This is a genomic window from Pseudoalteromonas sp. 78C3, assembly GCF_002836695.1.
GTDB lineage: Bacteria > Pseudomonadota > Gammaproteobacteria > Enterobacterales > Alteromonadaceae > Pseudoalteromonas > Pseudoalteromonas arctica.
Genome location: NZ_PJAV01000172.1, coordinates 85,281 through 106,626, shown reverse-complemented (window position 1 = coordinate 106,626; position 21,346 = coordinate 85,281). Strand labels below are relative to the sequence as shown.

Sequence of the window (21,346 nt, the reverse complement as noted above, 5' to 3'; positions counted from 1 at the left end):
TTGTCTGGGATTTGATAAATAGCCAAGAGTCCATGCCGAACTCAGTAATGAAACCAAAGCTTCGACCGATGATAGTGTAGCATTTCACTGTGGCTCTCCACCGCTGTGGGCACTACGACATCCTACTGCGTAGCGCACCGACTTCACATTGTAGAAAGCCCGCATCTAAAAATTCGGGCTCTTTACGTCTGCAGAAAAGTAGAATATGAGTAACTAACATTACGCACTCGATTTCTCTCCAATTTATCTAAATGTACAAGTCGAGCTGAATAGCTCATTACTTCAGTACTAAAGTTTATAACCGAATCTAAAGACTATTTAAAATAGTCCGTAAGCTTGAGTTTCTTCACTTTCAGATTCTTCTAGTTGTGTTGGTTTAAATATTACGCTTGGATCAATTAATACACTGTGCTTTTGTGAAAGCTTGATTAATCCTCGCATCATATTTTTAGTTTGTGGGTCTAGATCAAAACCAACCTCAGTGAGCTTATCTAGTGGTTTAATGTCTTCTTTTTTATAGTCGATATTATCTTCGACTTTATCTACCAATAACCCTACGTGTGGGTTTAAGCCGTCTTTAGTGGTAAAAACAATAATAGGTTTATAGTCTAAGGTTATTTGCTCTTTAGCTGATTCGAATAAACGCTCTAGCTGAATTAGGTTACTACGCTTAATTTTTTCGAGCAGAGCTGATACTTGTTTATAATCGCTTTGATTATGAGCTGATATAGCTTCTTTTACCGTTTCTAGCAATGATTGGAAAGGCTCGTTAAGCCGAGACATTGTTAATTTTAAGTCTTCATTGTCGGTGTTGAACTCTTTGTAAAACAGAACAAAATCTTGTAGCTCTGCGTCATTGCTTGAAATAGAAGCCGAGCTATTTAGCAAGTTACTTTGAAGTGTATTGAACCAGTTTAATAGTTTTTCTTGCCATGTTCTTAGTTGTTTTAGTACGTGCGCATTACTTTGTTCGGTTGAGATATTATTTAAAATAATACCTAAATCAAACACAGGCGTTGGTATATCCATATAATCTTTAACACCAATAAAGCTTTTATTATTGTTTGGTAAAGTTGTTAGATTATTGTCAAAGCGCTCTGTTAATAAAATATCGAGTATTTTAAGTGAAATTGTTTTGCAGCCCACTTTAAAGTTTATTAATTCCATGCCTTTATCTTAATTTACCTATTAATGCTTTAAGGATAGAACAAATTAAATAAATAGCTTAAAGAAGGGTAAGATTTAATAGAGATAGGTAACTAGGAGTTATTAGATGGCACTAGTGAGGTTTTTTATGGCACGTTTAAATTGATTCCCAAGCTGTTTTTTTCCTAATAAACCTAAGTGTTGAATCACTTTTTCATTACATTCATTTTGAAGCACTAACTTTATTAAAAGTTGTTTATCAGACTCTGTTAATTGAGACATACAAGAAGGAGACTGATTCACTACCTGCCAAAGAGTCGCAGAGATATTAAATTGAGTGAAGCTACTGTTTACGAGCAAGGCTAATCGTTCGCGAGTCTCGGGGCTTACTAACTCATCGCTAAATCCTTCAATTAAAATACTTACAAGTTGCCAATCTAGTGTTTTAAAGTGTGTTAAAAGCCCATAAAAAAAGTCGTTTTTAAACTGCTTTTTCAAAGGTTGTATAGTTGTACTTTTGTTATTTAAGCATTTAACCACAAGTGCCGAATGTTCAGCTGTGCTTTTATCGCGTTGATAACCCAGTTTTACGGTATCAAACCCTTGTTTTTGCCAAAAATTAAGTAGCTGCGCTGTTGCGCCAAAGCTTGCACCAAACCAACTACATTGGCTTTTTACTTGCGACTCACAATAGCTAAGTAGCTTTTTACCAAAGCCCATATTGTGAGAACTCGGATCAACCGCTATTCGTACAACGCGAGCGCTCAACTGTGTTAAGTAGTCATTATTAAAACTAAGTTGTGAGAGGGTTTGAGCCATTAAATGACCCTGTGGGCGGCGCTCTCCGCTTATAACCTGTAGAGCAAGTTCTTCACTTAAAGCACCTTCTATGGCAATTAAGCATACACCAGCTAGTTGATTGTTAATTTTGCTGATGAATATTCGTTGCGATGGTGCGTCTAGTAGTTGGCGTAAATCGTTTACACTACTTTGATAGTGAGCCAATGCAAGCAGGGCAATAACTTGTTGCAGTAAAGGCTCATTGTTTACAAGGGATTGCTGAGTTATTTCGCTATGAACTGGCTGCCCTAATTGATCACTACTTAACTCTTTATATTGTGCATCGAGTGCAAGCAAGGTGCGAATGCGTTGCTCAAGGGGATCGTGTTTAGCAAAACGTAGTGGCTCATCAAGCGTTACAACTTTAGAGGCTTTATAGTGCGCTTTAATATAGTTACTAAAGCGAATGGTATAACCCCTACCATTGCCCTCATACCCAACCAGTGTACTTGCAAAGACTATACGAGGGTAATGAGCTAGCATTTTTAGCAATAACGGTACAGGGATCGCGGCAGCTTCATCAATGAGTAATAAATCGCACTCAGGTAATGTGTTTAATAACGCGTCAGGTGCAACGTAGTGCAAGTTGGCGACCTGTTTATGTTCAGCGTTGTATTGCAGGTCTAACTCGTTGGCTAAATGTTTAAAGCTACTATGGGTCGCTTTAAACTGAGTGCTGCAAATAATTACTTTTTTATCAGCTAATTTTGCGGCTGCTAAGCCAAGTGCTGCCGACTTGCCTCTACCTCTATCAGCATTAATGAGTAAAGGCCTGTTGGCACGACCATTAGCTATTTTTACTATTTGTTCAACGCAGTTTTGCTGTGGTACATAATCAATTTTATTATGTGTAACAGAGCTGACGAGATTACTAATACAGCCATTTTTTTCACTAAAATGAAAAGCGGGTAATCGCTTAATAATAGTCGCGAAACGTTGATTAAATATGCTGTAGTTAATGCTCTGACCGTGTGATTGCACTGTACTTAATGCTGGATCTTGCCAAGAGGCTAAATCATCTAGTTCAGGCAGTAATAAAAACAGTATACCGCCTGCTTTAACGGTGCCGGCAAGTGCTGCAAGTTTATCAGGGTGCAAACCACTAAAACCATCGTAAACAGCATGAGCAAATTCTTGCCCTAAAATTTGGTGTGTGCGAGTAGGCCAGTACGAATTTTTAATCGCGCACTGCTTGGATACAACAAGTGTATTGTTTTCATCTATTAATGAGTTAAGTATTTCATAACACCAAGCTGGGCTGCCCGTGATCAACACTAGCTGACGATGATACGCGCCAGCTAATTGTTGCTCTAACTCATTTAGGTGTGCTTTATACAGCTTGTAATCGTGCATAGGCCGTTACTAACCATTTACTGCCAAGGTCGTCAAAGTTAACTTGTACGCGAGATTGCGCGCCACTGCCTTCGTAATTAAGTACGGTACCAACACCAAACTTAGCATGCAAAACTCGTTGCCCTAAGTTAAAGCCACTGTCTTCAAATGCGGCATGGCTAACTGATGCGCTAAAACGCCCGGCGGCCGGCGGGCGAGAAACCTGTGTTTTAATACGAATTTCTTCTACGCAGTCCTCAGGTATTTCGCGTAAAAAGCGTGATGGGCTATGGTATTTTTCTTGCCCGTATAAGCGGCGACTCTCAGCATGGCTAATGTATAACTTATCCATTGCTCGTGTCATGCCTACATAACAAAGGCGGCGCTCTTCTTCTAAGCGGCCAGACTCTTCGTTACTTTGCTGAGAAGGGAACATGCCTTCTTCTACGCCCACCATAAACACTAACGGAAACTCTAATCCTTTAGCTGAGTGAAGCGTCATCATTTGTACGGCATCTTCGTGCTCTTCTGCTTGTCCTTCACCTGACTCAAGTGATGTATGTGCTAAAAAGCCTTGTAAAGGCGAGCTGTATTCTTCGTCTTCAGGAAGTTCGTACTGGTCACATGCGCTAATTAGTTCTTCTAAGTTTTCTACGCGAGCACGGCCTTTTTCACCTTTTTCAGCTTGGTACATTGCCATCAAGCCTGAGGTTTGAATTGTGTACTTGGCTTGCTCATGCAAAGTTAGATCGCTAATTTTATCTTCTATTTGTTCAACTAGTTCTACAAACTTACTTACTGCACCAGAAGCACGACCAGATAAATGCTGTTGTTCTACAATTGCTTTTGCGGCATACCAAAGCGGTAACGATTCTGCTCGTGCACAGTCGCGTATATGGCTCAATGTTTTGTCGCCAATACCGCGTGCTGGCGTATTAATTACACGCTCAAATGCGGCATCGTCTTGACGATTACCCACTAGGCGTAAGTACGACAACGCATCTTTAATTTCTTGTCGTTCGAAGAATCGCATACCACCATAAATACGGTATTTTAAGCCTTCTTGTAGCATGGCTTCCTCAAGTACACGAGATTGCGCGTTACTACGGTATAAAATTGCGGCATCTTGTAGGGCATTACCTGCATTTAACCAGCTTCGTAGTTTGCTACTTACAAAGCGTGCTTCGTCTAACTCATTAAATGCTGCATAAATAGAGATTGGCTCGCCGTCGTTACCGTCGGTCCACAAGCTTTTACCCATACGTTCTGAGTTATTTTGAATTAATGCGTTGGACGCTTTCAAAATAGTCGCGGTTGAACGGTAGTTTTGTTCAAGACGAATGGTTTCTGCGCTAAAGTCAGTTAAAAAACGTTTAATGTTTTCGATTTTAGCACCACGCCAACCATAAATGCTTTGGTCATCGTCGCCTACAATCATAATGCTGTTAGTATCGCCAGCAAGTAACTTTAACCAAGCATATTGAATGGTATTTGTATCTTGGAACTCGTCTACGAGCATATGTGCGAAGCGTTGCTGATAATGACGCAGTAACGTAGGGTTATTTTTTAACACTTCGTAGCTGCGTAGTAATATTTCAGCAAAATCAACTAGGCCCGCTCTATCACAGGCCTCTTGATAGGCGGCATAAACACGCAGCATCATTTGCTCATTAATATCGTATGCTTGAATATCTTTAGGGCGAAGTGCTTCATCTTTTTTGGCGCTTATGTACCAGCCAAATTGCTTAGCGGGCCATTTTTTATCATCAATATTCATCGATTTTAATAAGCGCTTGATCATTCTAAGCTGATCGTCAGAGTCTAAAATTTGAAAGGCTTCTGGTAAATTAGCTTCACGGTGATGAGCACGTAAAATACGATGCGATAAACCATGGAAAGTACCAATCCACATACCACCTACAGGCGCTTTTAGTGTTTCTTCAACGCGGCCACGCATTTCTTTAGCGGCTTTATTAGTAAAGGTAACTGCAAAAATACTGTAAGCGGAGGCTTGCTCAACTTGCATAAGCCACGCAATACGATGAACTAACACTCGTGTTTTACCAGACCCAGCACCTGCTAATACCAGCATGTTTTGTAGTGGGGCTGCAACGGCATCGCGTTGTTTGTCATTTAAGCCATCGAGTAATTGTGAAACGTCCATCGTTACGCCTTTTTAATCAATATTGTGGGCAGTATAACAGGTGTTTTTGTTAGGCTAAATAAAATACTGTTTTTATAAACAGCTATTTATAAAATAGTGTTCAAAACGAGTAACTTGCTAATTAACTAAGCGAATAAAAAGCGTAAACGCATAACAAAAATTGCTAATTTGACCTAAAGTTAGCAAAATTTACTAACTCTCTAAATCTAGACTAATTTAACTATTTGATTTGTAAGCTTTAATAAATTGGCATAAAGTGTGTAAGTAAATAATTATAAAATCAAATAAATACAGAGGTTAGTATGGCAGATCAAGGTTCTGGCGGTAACGTAATCGCAGCATTATGTAATATATTTTTTCCTGGTTTAGGGCAGTTAGTGCAAGGGCGTATTTTAGCGGCTATATTTTTTGCACTCGCTATTATAATAAGTTACGCACTAATTTATGTGCTTGTAGGCTTTGTACTTGTGCCTATTATCTACTTATGGTCGATCATTGACGCAGCGCGTTATAGATCGCGAAGTTAACGGTTTTAAAGTTGAGTAAAATAGCGCCATGTGGCGCTATTTTACTTTATATGTCCTGTGGTTTACGGGCGTTTACGTATATAATTACGCAATCAAAGATTTACAGGCAAACCCTATGGAATATCAATTTATTCGCGACCCTATTAGTGGGCTACGTATTAAAATAAGCAGTGAACACGCTATTATTGGTCGCTGGCTAAACGAAGAAATAGGCAAAGACAAAGTAGCCATGGTACTAGCGCTTATTGCATCGGTAAGTTCAAGCTATGAGCCGCTAACACTAAAAGGCCAAGAAATAGATTTAATATTAACGAAAGACGAAGCATTATTTGAAGCCCATGCGCTTCATCAAGACAGCGAAGACCTAATAGCGTATCAGGATGACGATTTAGCGCTTGAAGAAAATGGTTTAAGTAGTGGTTGTGGCTTTGAAGATTTCATTGATTTAATTGATTCATGGCATGAGTTTACGACGTCACGATAAACATAATTAGCACACTAATAAAAATATACAGCAATGCACAATCAGCATTTTATCTGTATTATTACACCAACGAAAATTACGCCAACCAAAACGACAGGAATTGATATGTCTGCCAATTTAAACAAGCTAGTAGTGATGCTAGAAATGCAAAACGCCATGAATACTAAAGTACATGAGCAATGGTTTACTCAAGGGTTTGAATGGTACCGCGCTATTTGGGTTGAGTGTGCTGAAATGCTAGATCATCATGGTTGGAAATGGTGGAAAAAACAAACACCAGATACTGAACAAGTTATTTTAGAGTTGGTTGATATTTTTCATTTTGGTCTATCGCTTAGAATTGACGGTGAAACTAGCTACGAAGACTTAGCAAAGCAACTTGAAACTGAGCTTAGTAATGCTCAACAAGCTGATGACTTTAAACAAACACTAGAGATATTAGCGGCGTCTGCTGTTGCTGATAAAACGTTTAATGCAGGTGCCTTTGCCGGCTGTATGGCGCAAATGGGTATGGATATTGATGATTTATATCGCGGCTACGTAGGTAAAAATACGTTAAACTTTTTCCGCCAAGATCACGGTTACAAAGATGGTAGCTATATTAAAGAATGGAACGGGCAAGAAGATAACGAGCATTTAGTTGAAGTAGTTAAAAGCCTTGATACAGAACATGCAGATTTTGCAAAGTTAGTATATCAAGGGCTAGAAGCGCGTTACCCAAAAATTTAAGTCACGTAAGTTGAGTTAAATAATCTTACGATAGTCGGTAACACTCAGGTAATCGGCTATTTCGTTATGTGGTTGTTGGCTATCAGGGTTAGCAACTGCAAGTAAGTGCTCAATGCCGTATTCTCGTGCAGCATTCAAAACCGGCACACTGTCATCTACAAACAAAGTGCGCTGCTTATTAAACCCTAAGTCTTTTTGTACTTGGTGCCACAAACTTTGTTGCTCTTTACTTACTCCATATTCATGAGTAGACACTACGCCATCTAGGTAGTTATCAATCGCTGTATGCTCAAATTTAAGCATGACACTCTCAGGGTGGGCGTTGGTAAGTAAAATTAACTCTTTGCCTGCTTTTTTAAGCTCAGTTAAAAAATGAGGTACGTCTTCGCGCATTTTAATTAAATGCTGAGACTCTCGTTTAAGCTCCATTATAGGCAAGCTTAATTGCTGCTCCCAATAATCTAAACAATACCACTGTATTTGACCGCTCACAGCTTGATAGCGTTTTAAAATATCTGCTTTAGCTGCATCTAGGCTAATGCCCCTTGCTAATGCGTGTTGCGCAGGAATAACGTTAAGCCAAAAATGACTGTCGTAATGTAAATCGAGTAATGTTCCATCCATGTCGAGCAAAACGGTATCGATTTTTGACCAATTTAACATAGGAATTTCAACTTATAAGGTTTATTATTGAACTAACTGCCATGATAGCAAATTAACGCCAATGACACAGAAAAAGCACCCAACACCACCACAAATCCTCAGTAACAATGTTGTCGCTAAAAGCCGCCTGTTTACTGTGGAGTCTTTAGAGCTAAAGTTTTCTAATAACGAAGAGCGCCAGTATGAGCGAATTCGCGGCGGTGGCCGGGGAGCCGTGATGATTGTTCCGTTAAGTGCAGACAACGAATTACTACTTGTACGTGAATACTGTGCGGGCACAAACGATTACCAGTTAGGTTTTCCTAAAGGCTTAATCGATCCGGGCGAAACGCCAGAGCAAGCTGCTAACAGAGAGCTTAAAGAAGAAATTGGCTTTGGTGCTGAGTATTTTAAACCATTAAGAACAGTAACAATGGCGCCGAGTTACTTTAATGCCACTATGCATATTTTATTTGCTAAGCAATTATACCCACAAACCCTTATTGGCGACGAACCAGAGCCGCTTGTTGTTGTTAAGTGGCCATTAACTCAGTGGCAGTCATTATTAGACCAAGAAGATTTTACCGAAGCACGCAGTGTTGCAGCTTTGCTATTATTAGATAAGTATTTAGCGTCTGGAGCTGCCGATGAATAAATTAATCGAACCGTGTATTGAATTAGCTGAGCGTGCTGGCGATGCAATTATGGCCATTTATAAAAAAGGCGATATTGGCCAACAAGAGAAATCAGATAATACGCCTGTTACCAAAGCTGACTTAGCAGCAAATGACGTACTGGTTGCTGGATTAAAAGTCTTAGCGCCCGATATCCCAATTATGTCGGAAGAAATACCTATACCTGCACTCGCCGACAGACAGGACTGGCAGCGTTATTGGTTGCTCGATCCGATGGATGGTACAGGCGAATTTATTTTAGAAAGTGGCGACTTTGCAGTAAACATTGCATTGATTGAAAATAATCATCCTGTGCTTGGCGTTATTCATTGGCCTGCAAAAGGTGTGACTTATTTTGCTACAGCTAAAAATGGTGCCTTTAAACGTGAAAACTCAATTGATAAGCAAATATCTGTAGCGCCGCCAGAGAGCTTGACGCTTGCAGTGAGCCGCCGCCAAAAAATAGAAGCGGTGAGTCAGTATTTAAATAGTCAGTTTACAACTATTGCTATTGGCTCGTGCTCATTAAAAGCTTGTACTGTTGCAGAAGGCAAAGCAGATTGTTTTTTAAGAATTGGTCCAACGGGAGAGTGGGATACAGGTGCTTCACAAGTTATTGTTGAAGAAGCCGGTGGTTGTATTACCGATGCAGAATTTAACCCGCTAACGTACAACCAACGCGAGAGTACTGAGAACCCTGACTTTATAGTGATGGGACATCCAGACTGGGAATGGCAAAAAATGATTAATCCGCATCAAAGGTTGAGCGCAGAATAGCAATTTGATTGCTTTTTGTTCGGTTGAACAACTTTAATTAGTTTAGGCCTTGCATTAAATGTTTATTCCTATATAGTAGCGCTCTCTTCAAGGCAGGCTCGTAAATATTACGAAAATGTTTTAAAGAAATTACAGGCGCGGGATGGAGCAGTCTGGTAGCTCGTCGGGCTCATAACCCGAAGGTCGTCGGTTCAAATCCGGCTCCCGCAACCAATTTTTTATAAGATTTGGTTACTGTAAACTCTAGCTTAAGAGATAAAATAAAGTAGTCGATAGACTTAAAATATACAGGCGCGGGATGGAGCAGTCTGGTAGCTCGTCGGGCTCATAACCCGAAGGTCGTCGGTTCAAATCCGGCTCCCGCAACCAATTTTTAATTGGAAGCCAAGTTGTAATGTAAGCAACTTTAAATAAGTCTACAAATTTCAGGCGCGGGATGGAGCAGTCTGGTAGCTCGTCGGGCTCATAACCCGAAGGTCGTCGGTTCAAATCCGGCTCCCGCAACCACTGAAATAAATAAGAATGAAACGACACGCTTAAAGCGTGTTTTTTTATGCCTGAAATTTGATGAGTGTGGTGATTTAGCTTATAGGTTAAAGATAATCTTCACTGCATGAGGCATTCACTTCTCATAAGCGCAAGCTCCCGCCCCCTGAGATACACTTCAAAAATGTTATAAACTTCTTAAAATAAATCGTTATTACTTAAAACCTTGTTTGGTTTGTGTTAAAACGGCACAAATGTTTTTGGGTTGTTACAAATATGACTGAACTTTACCACTGGTTTGATTTAATAGGCATTGCGGTGTTTGCTGTATCGGGCACTTTGCTAGCGTACGAGAAAAAAATGGATGGCTTTGGGGTCGTAGTTTTAGCGACAGTAACTGCTATTGGTGGTGGTACAGTGCGAGATCTAATTTTAGATGTTCCTGTGTTTTGGTTACACGATCAAAGTTACTTTTTTGCCATACTCGCTTCAGTATTTGTTACAACACGCCTTATAAATAAACAAAAGCCGATACCTCATTATATTTTACAAACAGCGGATGCGTTTGGTTTAGCTTTTTTTGCAGTAATGGGGGCACAAAAAGCGCAGCTTGTTGGTATGCCCGATATGACTGCGGTAATTATGGCTGTAATTACAGGCTGCTTTGGTGGATTAATTCGAGATGTGCTTGCACGCGAGATCCCTATGCTATTAAAAGGTGAGCTTTACGCTATTACCTGTATAGCGGGTGGCACTGTTTATACGCTTGGCATTAGTTTTTCGTTAGTAACCGAAATGGCGATGGTATTAGGTATGTTAATGACCTTATTACTTCGTTTGGCTGCTATAAAATGGCAAATCACATTACACGTTTTTAAATATCCTGACTAAACTGGTGTAATCACACCATTTACTAGGATAAGGAATGTCGTTAGCTCGTATATTTTCTCGTGCTCAAGTGGGTATAAATGCCCCTGAAGTTATTGTAGAAGTTCACCTAGGAAATGGTTTACCTGCTTTTCATATTGTAGGCCTGCCCGAAGCGTCTGTTAAAGAGTCGAAAGACAGGGTACGTAGCGCACTCGAAAACTCACAATTTGGTTTTCCCGATCAACGAATAACTGTAAATTTAGCCCCTGCCGATTTGCCAAAAGATGGTGGACGGTTTGATCTTGCTATTGCGGTGGGTATTTTAGTCGCCTCTGGACAAATAGTGTGTCCTGATATTCATAAGTATGAGTTTTATGGTGAGCTTGCTCTTAATGGTGAGGTGCGTGGTGTAAACGCTATTTTACCTTCGGTACTTGCTGCAAAAGAGCAAGATCGCTGCTGCTTTTTACCTCTTGCAAACGACAGCCTAGCAAGCCTAGTTAATGGCGTTAAACGCAAAGCCGTAAGCTCTATTCAAGAAGTGTGGGGGGACTTACTTAATCAACAACCCTTACCATTGAATATAGAGTATCCCGACTGCACACAAGCCCCTGACTTTTTACTCGATTTAAGCGATGTGAAAGGTCAGCCCGGTGCAAAGCGAGTACTCGAAATTGCTGCAGCTGGCGGGCATAATTTATTATTTTTAGGGCCTCCTGGCACTGGTAAATCAATGCTTGCCCAGCGAATGGCTACAATTATGCCTACTATGTCGGACGATGAAGCTATTTCAACAGCTGCGCTTTACTCTATTATTGGACAATCCATAGATTTAACTAATTGGCGACAGCGGCCATTTCGTAATCCGCATCATACGTGCTCAGCTGTTGCTTTGGTGGGTGGCTCTTCAAATCCCAAGCCTGGTGAAATTTCTCTGGCACATAACGGTGTGCTCTTCTTAGATGAGTTACCGGAATTCGAGCGTAAGGTGCTTGATTCACTGCGTGAACCAATGGAGACCGGTACGGTTACTATTTCACGTGCAGCTAGGCAAATGGAGTTTCCGGCGCAGTTTCAGCTTATTACAGCATTAAATCCAAGCCCAACAGGGAGTCATACAGATAAGCGGGCAACTCCCGATCAAGTTATGCGTTATTTATCGCGCGTGTCGGGGCCTTTTATTGACCGTATTGATTTGCAAATAGAACTACCTCGTCTAACGAGCGTTGAACTACAAAGTACTCAGCCAGAGGAAAGTAGTGCTGAGGTTAGAGCAAGAGTTGAAGCGGCTTATTACCTACAGCTAAAACGCCAAGGTAAGGTTAATGCGAGGCTTAATAATAAAGAAATGAGTGTGCACTGTGTACTGGCGCCAGCAGAGTTGCAGTTTTTAGCCAGAGCAAGCGAAAAGTTGTCTTTATCGCCACGCTCTTATCATAGAGTAATTAAGGTGGCGCGAACTATTAGTGATTTAAAGGGGGCTGAAAATATTAGTTTAAATGAGCTTAAGGAAGCTCTTAATTACCGTGCATTTGAGCGCCTTATTGCGCAATTAACTAAATATTAAATAGAGAGCATATAGCCTTTACCGCGAACGGTAACAATACGTTTTTGATCTTTTTCGTCATTTAATTTTTTACGTAAACGACCAATCAGCACATCAACAGTACGATCGTTTGGACTCCAATCGGGCTGGCCTATTTCTTCTGATATTTTTTCACGGGATGTGGCTTTACCTGCATTACTAATTAAGCAAATAAGCACTTTATGTTCGGCTTCAGTTAAGCGTGATTCAACGCCTGCAGCAGTAATTAGTGTGCGGTTATCGGGGTGAAGCTTAAAGTCAGCATATTCTATAAATTCTTCGCTTTCGTCGTCTTCTAGGTTAACGGCAACACGCTTATAGAGCGCGCGCATGCGAAGTTCTAACTCAAGTAAATCGACAGGCTTACAAATATAGTCATCAGCACCTTGTGCAAGGCCTGCAATACGATCGGCTTGGGAGTCACGACTCGATAATACAATAACGCCAATATCGGTAAGTGTGTTTAATTCTTTTGCCAGCTGAAGCCCATCACGCTTTGGCAAAACAATGTCAATTATGGCTAATGATATAGCACCGCGCAGGTTTACCCGCTGCCTTACAATGTTAAGTGCATCAGCGCCAGTTGGGTCTACCTCTATTGTAAATTCGGTATCTGCAAAGTGATTTTGGATGCGTTTAACGAGTAGTTCATCGTCTTCAACCAATAAAACATTAATAGCCATAGTACTTTATTTTGAATGCTTATAGCTCTGTATGGTAGCACCATTAGGTAAATGCTGAGAAGGGGGTTTATTAGTTTTAAGTAACTTAATATTTCAAAGGTGTATAAGACGTTATTAGAGGATGAGGTTAGCACCTTTAAACTAATTAAAAGGTGCTAAATAATTAATACTACTATTAATAAATATGTATTAAGTCGTTATTTTAAAGGTTTAGACTCAGTCATTTTTATACATTGAGTCCCACCATTGAGGTTCATCTTTTAGCTTTTTATCAAAGTATGCAAGCATGGTGTTCCACCAATCAAATCGTTTATCGCGTGCAAAAATTTGGTGGTCGGCGCCTTTGTATTCGATTAACTCTACGTCCTTATTAAGCAGTTTAAGCGCAGTGTACATTGTTAAGCTTTCGCCAACAGGTACATTGGTATCACTATCACCATGAAGAAGTAGCATAGGTGTTGTTACTTTGTCGGCATGAAATACAGGGCTATGTTGGCTGTAAAGCTCAGGGTTATTCCATGGGAAGCTATTTTTTGATGCTTCGCCAGAATATAAGTAGCCCCACCAACCTTCACCCCAATACGAGGTAATATTAGAAATACCCGCATGAGCTATTGAAGCACTAAATATATCGGTTTTAGTTGCCAATAACATGGTCATGAAGCCACCGTATGATGCCCCTAAATTCCCTACCTTTTCACTATCAACATAGTTGTATTTTTTTAAAAAGGCTTGCGTGCCTTCGATGATATCGTCTGCGGTGAAGTCGCCCCAGGCATTAACATGTTGCGCTGAAAACTTTTGTCCAAACCCTGTTGCGCCAGTAGGTTGTACTACATAAACAACGTAGCCATTTTCTGCCCATAAGTTAAACGGGTAACGACCTGTAAAACCACGCGTAACTGGTGAAGTACCGCCGTAGTAATACACGAGCGCAGGGTGCTTTTTAGTTTTATCTAAGTTGCTAGGAATGTACACACGACCAGTTATTTCGACACCATGTTTATTTTTAAAATTAAACTCTTCTAATGTAGGGAGTCGTGTATTTGCATAGCTACTTGGTTTTGAATCCCATATTAAATCTGTTTTATTTTTACTTACGTTAAGGCGCTTTAGTTGTTGTGGAGCTAAAGCGTTGGTACCACTTAGTAAAATTTCGGTATTACGGTCGTATGAGTAACTAAATTGTTCAACAATATCCAATCCCGTACTTAACTTTTTAAAGCGCTGTTTACTTAAATCAAATAGGTAAAGTGGTTGAGTGTCTTGCTCTGTTACTTTAATGAGCGCATCGCCGTTTTCTAAAACTTGCAGTTGGCCAATAGCGGGGTCGAACTGTTTACTAAGTGCTTTTACGTTTTTACCGCCTTCAGTAAGTAGATAAAGTTGCCCGTCGTAGTTATTGGCAAGCATTGCTTTTGGTAGAGCTCTGCCTGCGCCATTTTTAAAATCGGGGCCTGCAACTACATAAATGTCTTTATTTGCATATTTAGCTAAATTAAACGTTTTAAATTTACCAAGCGATGAAAGCTTATTTGATTTTAAATCGAGTTCGACTAACTCTGTTTCAGGGTGGGTTGATGCTTGCATTGCCATTACTGGGCGGCTCATTAATATTTTGCCACGGTTACTATTTGAATCTTCAAGGCTGTAAGAAAGAGGACCTTGGCTAAGTGCTTTTGTTAAACCACTTTTAGTATCAAACATATAAATTTGGCTGGTGGTACGTGCATACGACCAGCGATCTTGTAGACCTTTATAGTGCTTAGTTAAGCTGTTAGTGCTCTCAGGTGATTTAGACCAGCTAAACAAAAGGCTGGTGTCGTTATAAAAGGTAAAGCTATTGGCTCCTTCTAAATCGTTTGCTAATGTTTTTATTGAGAAGTTTTTACGGCTAAGTTGTTTAAGCTCACCATTTAACAAATACACTAAATATTGGTTATCTGGACTCCAAATAATGTTACTTGGTTGGCCTGCTTCGAAGCGATAAAGCATTTGATTATCTGAATCTTTAAGTACTGTAACTGTATTTGCTTGGTTTTGTGTTTTATCGCTATAAGTGCGAGTAGTAGTAACGTACTGCTTAGCATTAGGTGCGAGTGATAATTGGCTGATTATAGGGGCATCAAACAATTGTTTTGCAGATAAGCGTTTTGTTTTTGAGGCGCTAAGCGTAATTTTATCAACGTCGCTTTTAGGTGCAAAATCAAGCATTACGTCGTGCCAATTAGCTACTTGTTGGGCTACTATTAAAATAGAGTGAGTACTGTTATTTAAAGCTAACTTATAGCTATTTTTATCGCCTGTTTGTAGTTCGCCATTAATAAATAACTGACCTTGCTCAATCCCTTTTAAGGTAAGCGTACCTTGTGTAAAGCGGGTTGTTTCAATATTAAATTTTAGTGCCTGTAACCCACCTAAAGTGAGCGCATTGATTTTATTAAACGGCTGCCAGTTTTGTTTTTTCCCAAATACAGAAAAACTATCTGAGTCTGCTTGTAGTTGCGGCAATAGGTTATTAATAATGGCATTGCCATGAGGTGTTTGAAAAGGCTTTAACTGCATGTCTTCGGCAAGTGGGCCGATAAACTGAATTTTTGATTTATCCAATGGTGCAGCTATTGCAGCAAAGCTTAAGCTGCTAAGCGTTAAAAGAGTCGCTGCATGCTTAAATAGCTTATTTTGATGACACCATGGTGCGCTAAATTTCATTATTATGCCTATTATTATTGGAAGTTTGGCCAAATATAGCATGTATTGATACCATGCTCACATATCCAATATAGAGGAGAGAAAGTGACTTTACTGATAGTTTATATGGTAGTGGCGATTGTTATTTCGTTTTTATGTTCTGTGATGGAGGCTGTGTTATTAAGTATTTCGCCCAGCTATGTTGCATCACTTAGGAAAGAGCACCCAGAGCTGGCTAAACAGCTCAAAAAGCTTAAAAACAATATAGATCAGCCTTTAGCTGCTATTTTAACTTTAAATACGGTTGCCCATACTGCGGGTGCTGCTGGGGTAGGCGCACAGGCAGCTGTCGTGTTTTCCGATGCGGCTGTAGGTATTGCATCAGCCATTATGACATTCCTCGTATTAATACTTTCTGAAATTATCCCTAAAACCTTGGGGGCTAATTACTGGCGAGCTCTAACGCCAAGTGTTACTTACGCTTTGCGGTTTTTAGTTATATCGCTAAAGCCTTTTGTATGGTTTGCACAAAAGCTAACAAATTTAATGGGTCCAAAGCACGATGAGGCTTACTATATTCGTCAAGAGATAGAGGCAATGGCTGATATAGGTACGGAGTCGGGTGCATTACATCAGGATGAGTCCGAAATAATTCGTAATCTATTGCATTTTAGACATGCAAAATTATGCGATTTAATGACGCCTCGAACTGTTATTTTTAAAATCCACAAAGACTTAACCGTGAATCAGTATTTAAACGATCACGGCTCGTCGTCATTTTCTCGTATATTGGTATTTGATAAAGACAGCGACGATATTGTAGGGTTTGTGCATAAAAACGATATTATGCTGGCATTTCATCGTTTAGGTACCGATTACAAAATTAGCAAATTGATTAAGCCTATTTATACGGTGCCGAGTTCTCAAAATGTATCGTCGTTACTGCAAACTCTTTTAACAAAGCGCACGCATATATGCCTAGTTGTAGATGAGTACGGTGACGTGCAAGGTATTGTAACGCTAGAGGACATGATTGAAGCTTTAATGGGGCTAGAGATTGTAGATGAGCGTGACCAATCTACTAATATGCGCGCAGTAGCAAGGCAGCGTTGGCACAAACGTTTAGCAAGCAGTGCGCATATAGTCAGTGAAGAAGATAAACACACTCGGGGTGATAATTAGTTAACCAGCCCCGATTAAATATTAATACCTCTTAAGCTGGACTGCCATCAGTTTTCAGCCAATCTTTAGCCCAAGATATAAATTCGTCTTGTGGTTTAGGGCGGCTAAATAAAAAACCTTGTATGGCTAGTTTTCTTTTATAATGCCTTAAATAAACGAGCTCTTCTGGGCGTTCAACACCTTCTGCCACTAGATCTAAATTATCTTTACTCGTAATATTAAATAACGAACTTACGACCACTTGAGAAAATAAATCTGTTTCTATATGGCTAATAAGTGAACGGTCTATTTTAATTTCAGTAAAAGGAAGATTTCGAAGCTGATTCATATTAGTAAAACCAACACCAAAGTCGTCTAGTGATATACCAAAGCCATGCATTCTTAATCTGTTTAGTGTTTCTAATTGCATGAGGCTTGAGAGTGCATGTTGTTCTGTTATTTCTATAATTATATTACTAGGCGTGAGTCGGTTTAGTTCTAAAATGAGTAGTAATTTATTAGGGCAGTTTAAGTCGTCGAGCTGAGTTGGCGATAAATTAAATGCCATTTTAAAATCATGACCTAGTTGCGCTTTCATATTTTTGAATTCGCTGGTGGCCTTTTCAAAAAGAGAAAATGTAATTTGATTAATTAAGTTGTGTTGTTCGGCAGTGTTTATAAAACGGTTAGGTAAAATAATATTGCCGTCTTTACTTGATAAAATACGCGCTAAGACTTCAACGCTCTCAATTTTATTGTTATCAGCGTTTATTTTTGGTTGGTAAAAAGGCGTTATTTCATCGTTTTTTAATGCATCAATAAGCTCATCTTTTGAAATGGCTGACTCTTTTAATAAAGTGTGGCTGTTTAATTGCGCCACTTTAATAAGTAACCTACTAACCTGAGACAGTTGCACTGGCTTTGAAATATTACCAATGAGGTGGGCGTTATGTTGTTTCGCGAGGTTGGCGGCTAAGCTAATAACTTTATGGTCCATTTCAGAAACAATAATAATACCGCCTTGATAATGTAACTCTCCTAAGTGGCGGATTAATTCCATGCCGTCCATTTCGGGCATATTGAGATCAGTAAAAATAGCATCAAAGTAGTTAACATCTTCTGTTACTTTTTCAAGAGCTTCTTTTGCACTCAGACACGTAGTTATAGTGTTAGACATACCCAATTCGTTAAGTATAGCTTCCATAACGATCAAAATTGCTTTTGAGTCGTCAACAACTAAAATATTAGGTACTATTTTCTTCACAGTAATCCCTTCCAATGCGAATTTATTATTACTGTAAAAGTAGTAGCGTTATTGTATTTTGTCAGTACTTTTAATTTATATTTTTATCTGATAATTCTAATTAAAAAAGAGATCTTTATTATGCGGCTCGTGTTTTGTAAGTGAGTCGGTATACTAGCGCCATTGTTTTAAACGGTCTTAATTATGATAAGAATAGATCTTACTTTAGCCGAGCAGCCATTTTCGCTTATGGTGTCTGGGCAAAAAATTGTGCAGGTATTTCACGCGCAACAAGCCATTACCTTTGATAACCCTCGTGAAAACTATTATCAGTTTACTTACGACAACAAAGTAATAGGTATTGATACAGAGACAGTCGAAGAGCAAAGCATTTCGCTCTTTGTAGATGATCAATTTGCAACACAACTTGCGTTACCAGCACCTACAAATGGATCACCTAAAAAAGGCTTTTTGGGGCTGGCTGCATTAGGTTTTAAGCTTTTTAAAAGTGCTAAGGTAATTAAAGTAGTGCTTGCAGGGGCTTCTGTTGCAGGCTATGCGTGGTTATTTAGTATAGAATTTGCATTAATGCTAATTGGGTGTTTAGTTGTACACGAATACGGCCATGTGCGAGCAATGAAATACTTTGGCATAAAAACCAAAGGTATTTACTTAATCCCATTTGTAGGTGGGCTAGCTGTAAGTGACGACAAAATAACGACTCGTTGGCAAGATGTCGTTATATCGCTAATGGGACCTGCATTTGGTTTAATTACCTCGGTACTGGGTGTCGTTTTATATTACGTCACCGAAATGGAAATATTTGCAGGTGTGGCGGTTCTTAGTGCGTTATTAAATTTATTTAACTTGTTACCAATTTTACCGCTTGATGGCGGGCATGTATTAAAAAGTATCAGTTTTTCAATGCGTTCATGGATTGGTTTAAGCGTATGCTTATTAGGCGTACTATTTGGCTTATGGCTGAGCTACACCTTTGGCTTAATGTTACTGGTATTCTTTTTGTTTGTAGGTGCGCTGGAAATTGTATTTGAATGGCGAGGTCGCCACTACTCGCATTTAATGCCACTAGATAAATATGGCCAAGGCTTTTCAGCGGTTATGTATGCAGTTGTAGTCGCTGGGCATGTAGCTGTAATGATGCACTTTGCCGATTCGGAAAATCCAATATTGAGTCTGCCGATGACTATTTTATCGAGCTAGTATTTTTATTTTTTCTAACTAAATAAGTTCATTTTTTGCATTAATATTTTATTTTTTGACTTTTATGTTGATTTATTGTTAATTGAATTCTAGTGTAATATAAATTAGAACAATCTTAGCGGATCAACTGGATGTTATTTAGAAAGGAAGCTGTCGCTCAGCAAAGAGAGCGTTTAACAGGAGTGATTACGCTCGCACAACCACTATCAATAAAACTTACCGTATTTATTTTGGTATGTATTTCGATTGTAGTGATAGCCTTTTTATTTACAGCAGAATATTCACGCAAGGAAACAGTTCGGGGGTTTTTAATACCCAATAAAGGGATAATCCAAAGCTTTGCTAATCAAGGTGGTATGATTGAGCAGCTATTTGTACAAGAGGGTGATGCCGTTACTAAAGGTCAGCCGCTGGCGACCATTATTGTGCAGCAAAATAACAGCCAAGGCATAGCTTTGAGTACCCAGCTTGTTGAGCAGCTAAGTATGCAAATACAGTTGCTCAATGATGAGATAACACAAAACCATACCCTACAAAAGCAAGAGTCACTTAACTTGCAAGCGCAAAAACGTGCACTTACTAATGAGCAAGCTGCATTACAAAGTCAACTTACTCTGGCTGATGAAAAATTAGGGCTACTTAACCGCCAACAAAGCAACCTTAATCAACTTAATAAAAATGGCTTTTTATCAAACATCGAGCGAGAGCAACAACAGCAAGCTTTGTTAGATGTTAAGCAAGAAAAACAAAACCTAGCGCGCTTGCTTATGCAGCAAGAAAATCAATTAAGTCAACTTAGTTTTAATATTGCTAACGTGCCCCAGCAGTATACTTTGCGTATAAATAGCCTTAAACGCCAACAAGCGGATATTCAAAACCAGCTCACACAAATTAAAAGTAACTATCAATATACCATAACAGCCAGTAACAGCGGTGTTGTTACTGGCATTCAAGTGGTTGAAGGCGAAACACTTACCCAAGCCAAACCACTGTTGCATATTATTCCCGAAGGATCAGAGCTAGTAGCAGAGTTGCTGCTACCAACACGTTCAGCAGGCTTTATACAGCTAGGTAACGATACGCGCCTGCGTTTTGATGCTTTCCCTTACCAACGCTTTGGTTTTATTAACAGTAAAATTAGCCGTATCGACAAGGCGCTCATTACTCCAAATGAAATACGCCTGCCTATTACCCTGCAAGAGCCAGTGTACCGTTTGCGAGCGACACTCAGCCAACAACAAATGCAGGCCTATGGTAAGGCGTTTGAGCTGAAAAGTGGCATGTTGTTTGAGGCAGATATTATGTTGGAGCAGCGCACATTAATCGAGTGGTTACTCGAGCCACTGTACAGCCTAAAAGGGCGCGTAAGTTAAGTGTAGCGTTTTATAAAATAAAGAAAAATTTGAAAGTTTTGGTGGTTTGCTAAATGCAAACAACCGAAAAAGACGGCCAGCTTTAGTTAACTTTAGCGAGCAGCTAAAGCTAGCCTATTAACCGCTCACCTTTATTGAAGGGGAGCATATTAACAACCCGATGACTTAATTAAAAAGCATCGGATTTATGGAGTATAACATTATGCGTGAATTAAACGTAAATGAAATTAAAGACGTAAATGGTGGTAATCCTATAGTTGTAGCACTTATTGCTTATAGAATTTATAAAATAGTTAAAGCAGGAACGAAAGCTACGGCTGCTGCTACAGCTTTAGGCGGTGCTGGTGTTGTAGGTAACGAAGTTGGAAAAGCTTTAGCTAATTAATAAGGGACTAATTATGAGAGAGTTAACCAAGAAAGAGCAAAGTAATGTTAGTGGTGGTTTTCCTATATTAGGAGCTATAGCTGCTACTTTTATTGCAGGGGTTATTGTTGGCTATGCACATGAAAAGTACAAACAATACCAAAGTTCTAAAGAAACAAAACAAGCAGGGTGTGAACCGACCTGTTAACTAGCATATTTAGCTGAAAGAGGTAATAGAGTAGCTTTTTAAAGCTGCTCTAAAAAGCCGCAGGAAAATGTATGAATAATATTCAAAAAATTATCTTATCTTTACTTTATATTTTATTAATTCATTTGATCTTTAATATTTATGAA

19 protein-coding genes and 3 tRNA genes are annotated in these 21,346 nt (G+C 39.4%); 15 read left to right on the top strand and 7 right to left on the bottom strand.

Annotated features, from left to right (window positions below):
• Positions 1–318 precede the first annotated feature (318 nt).
• From CXF76_RS18750 to uvrD, 3 genes are all read right to left on the bottom strand, one after another.
• Positions 319–1,167, bottom strand: coding sequence for a hypothetical protein (locus CXF76_RS18750; RefSeq protein ID WP_007586559.1), 849 nt, complete (start codon positions 1,165–1,167; stop codon positions 319–321).
• Positions 1,168–1,269: 102 nt separating this feature from the next.
• Positions 1,270–3,339 (bottom strand): GNAT family N-acetyltransferase, encoded by a 2,070-nt coding sequence (locus tag CXF76_RS18745; protein ID WP_101164351.1) that lies wholly within the window; start codon positions 3,337–3,339, stop codon positions 1,270–1,272.
• Positions 3,317–5,482 (bottom strand): DNA helicase II, encoded by a 2,166-nt coding sequence (gene uvrD / locus CXF76_RS18740; RefSeq protein WP_007586555.1) that lies wholly within the window; start codon positions 5,480–5,482, stop codon positions 3,317–3,319. Before uvrD ends, CXF76_RS18745 begins: the two co-directional genes overlap by 23 nt.
• 302 nt (positions 5,483–5,784) lie before the next feature.
• Here uvrD and CXF76_RS18735 point away from each other — a divergent pair, with 302 nt between their 5' ends.
• The 3 genes from CXF76_RS18735 to CXF76_RS18725 all read left to right on the top strand — a co-directional run bounded on the left by CXF76_RS18735 (position 5,785) and on the right by CXF76_RS18725 (position 7,222).
• Positions 5,785–6,009, top strand: a complete 225-nt coding sequence (locus tag CXF76_RS18735; RefSeq protein ID WP_002963009.1) for a hypothetical protein — start codon at positions 5,785–5,787, stop codon at positions 6,007–6,009.
• 115 nt (positions 6,010–6,124) lie between these two features.
• Entirely contained in the window at positions 6,125–6,493 is a 369-nt protein-coding gene (locus CXF76_RS18730; protein WP_024590551.1) for a YacL family protein, read from the top strand.
• 105 nt (positions 6,494–6,598) lie between these two features.
• The gene (locus tag CXF76_RS18725; protein WP_007586550.1) at positions 6,599–7,222 is read left to right on the top strand and encodes a dUTP diphosphatase; all 624 of its coding nucleotides are present in this window, start codon (positions 6,599–6,601) and stop codon (positions 7,220–7,222) included.
• Positions 7,223–7,237: 15 nt separating this feature from the next.
• Here the strand turns inward: CXF76_RS18725 and yrfG are convergent, their stop codons facing one another.
• Positions 7,238–7,885, bottom strand: coding sequence for a GMP/IMP nucleotidase (yrfG, locus tag CXF76_RS18720; RefSeq protein WP_007378908.1), 648 nt, complete (start codon positions 7,883–7,885; stop codon positions 7,238–7,240).
• A 61-nt stretch (positions 7,886–7,946) separates the two neighbouring features.
• On the opposite strand from yrfG, the gene nudE reads away from it, so the two are divergent.
• The 7 genes from nudE to CXF76_RS18685 all read left to right on the top strand — a co-directional run bounded on the left by nudE (position 7,947) and on the right by CXF76_RS18685 (position 12,238).
• A complete protein-coding gene (gene nudE, locus CXF76_RS18715) occupies positions 7,947–8,519 on the top strand; it encodes an ADP compounds hydrolase NudE (protein WP_007586548.1) in 573 nt (190 codons plus the stop codon).
• Complete coding sequence (cysQ, locus tag CXF76_RS18710) at positions 8,512–9,315, top strand: 3'(2'),5'-bisphosphate nucleotidase CysQ (RefSeq protein WP_101164350.1); 804 nt, start codon at positions 8,512–8,514, stop codon at positions 9,313–9,315. Before nudE ends, cysQ begins: the two co-directional genes overlap by 8 nt.
• 136 nt (positions 9,316–9,451) lie before the next feature.
• Positions 9,452–9,528: transfer RNA gene (locus CXF76_RS18705), tRNA-Met, on the top strand.
• 79 nt (positions 9,529–9,607) lie between these two features.
• Positions 9,608–9,684, top strand: a tRNA-Met gene (locus CXF76_RS18700).
• Positions 9,685–9,745: 61 nt separating this feature from the next.
• Positions 9,746–9,822, top strand: a tRNA-Met gene (locus CXF76_RS18695).
• Positions 9,823–10,077: 255 nt separating this feature from the next.
• The gene (locus CXF76_RS18690) at positions 10,078–10,692 is read left to right on the top strand and encodes a trimeric intracellular cation channel family protein (RefSeq protein WP_007587018.1); all 615 of its coding nucleotides are present in this window, start codon (positions 10,078–10,080) and stop codon (positions 10,690–10,692) included.
• A gap of 34 nt (positions 10,693–10,726) precedes the next feature.
• Positions 10,727–12,238, top strand: coding sequence for a YifB family Mg chelatase-like AAA ATPase (locus tag CXF76_RS18685; RefSeq protein WP_024590552.1), 1,512 nt, complete (start codon positions 10,727–10,729; stop codon positions 12,236–12,238).
• Here the strand turns inward: CXF76_RS18685 and CXF76_RS18680 are convergent.
• Positions 12,235–12,939 carry a response regulator transcription factor gene (locus tag CXF76_RS18680; RefSeq protein ID WP_002957913.1) on the bottom strand — a complete coding sequence of 235 codons (705 nt, stop codon included), beginning with the start codon at positions 12,937–12,939 and terminating at the stop codon, positions 12,235–12,237. The genes CXF76_RS18685 and CXF76_RS18680 overlap by 4 nt on opposite strands.
• A gap of 216 nt (positions 12,940–13,155) precedes the next feature.
• Complete coding sequence (locus tag CXF76_RS18675) at positions 13,156–15,651, bottom strand: alpha/beta hydrolase family protein (RefSeq protein ID WP_101164349.1); 2,496 nt, start codon at positions 15,649–15,651, stop codon at positions 13,156–13,158.
• 84 nt (positions 15,652–15,735) lie between these two features.
• On the opposite strand from CXF76_RS18675, the gene CXF76_RS18670 reads away from it, so the two are divergent.
• On the top strand, positions 15,736–16,812 hold the full coding sequence (locus tag CXF76_RS18670; protein ID WP_101164348.1) for a hemolysin family protein: 1,077 nt from the start codon (positions 15,736–15,738) through the stop codon (positions 16,810–16,812).
• A 31-nt stretch (positions 16,813–16,843) separates the two neighbouring features.
• Here the strand turns inward: CXF76_RS18670 and CXF76_RS18665 are convergent, their stop codons facing one another.
• Positions 16,844–18,055 (bottom strand): EAL domain-containing response regulator, encoded by a 1,212-nt coding sequence (locus CXF76_RS18665; protein ID WP_101164347.1) that lies wholly within the window; start codon positions 18,053–18,055, stop codon positions 16,844–16,846.
• 183 nt (positions 18,056–18,238) lie between these two features.
• On the opposite strand from CXF76_RS18665, the gene CXF76_RS18660 reads away from it, so the two are divergent.
• The 4 genes from CXF76_RS18660 to CXF76_RS20670 all read left to right on the top strand — a co-directional run bounded on the left by CXF76_RS18660 (position 18,239) and on the right by CXF76_RS20670 (position 21,200).
• Positions 18,239–19,255, top strand: a complete 1,017-nt coding sequence (locus tag CXF76_RS18660) for a metalloprotease (RefSeq protein ID WP_101164346.1) — start codon at positions 18,239–18,241, stop codon at positions 19,253–19,255.
• A gap of 131 nt (positions 19,256–19,386) precedes the next feature.
• On the top strand, positions 19,387–20,628 hold the full coding sequence (locus CXF76_RS18655) for an HlyD family efflux transporter periplasmic adaptor subunit (RefSeq protein ID WP_101164345.1): 1,242 nt from the start codon (positions 19,387–19,389) through the stop codon (positions 20,626–20,628).
• Positions 20,629–20,830: 202 nt separating this feature from the next.
• The gene (locus tag CXF76_RS18650; RefSeq protein ID WP_133120273.1) at positions 20,831–21,013 is read left to right on the top strand and encodes a hypothetical protein; all 183 of its coding nucleotides are present in this window, start codon (positions 20,831–20,833) and stop codon (positions 21,011–21,013) included.
• Between the two features lie 13 nt (positions 21,014–21,026).
• On the top strand, positions 21,027–21,200 hold the full coding sequence (locus CXF76_RS20670; protein WP_155945840.1) for a hypothetical protein: 174 nt from the start codon (positions 21,027–21,029) through the stop codon (positions 21,198–21,200).
• Positions 21,201–21,346 lie beyond the last annotated feature (146 nt).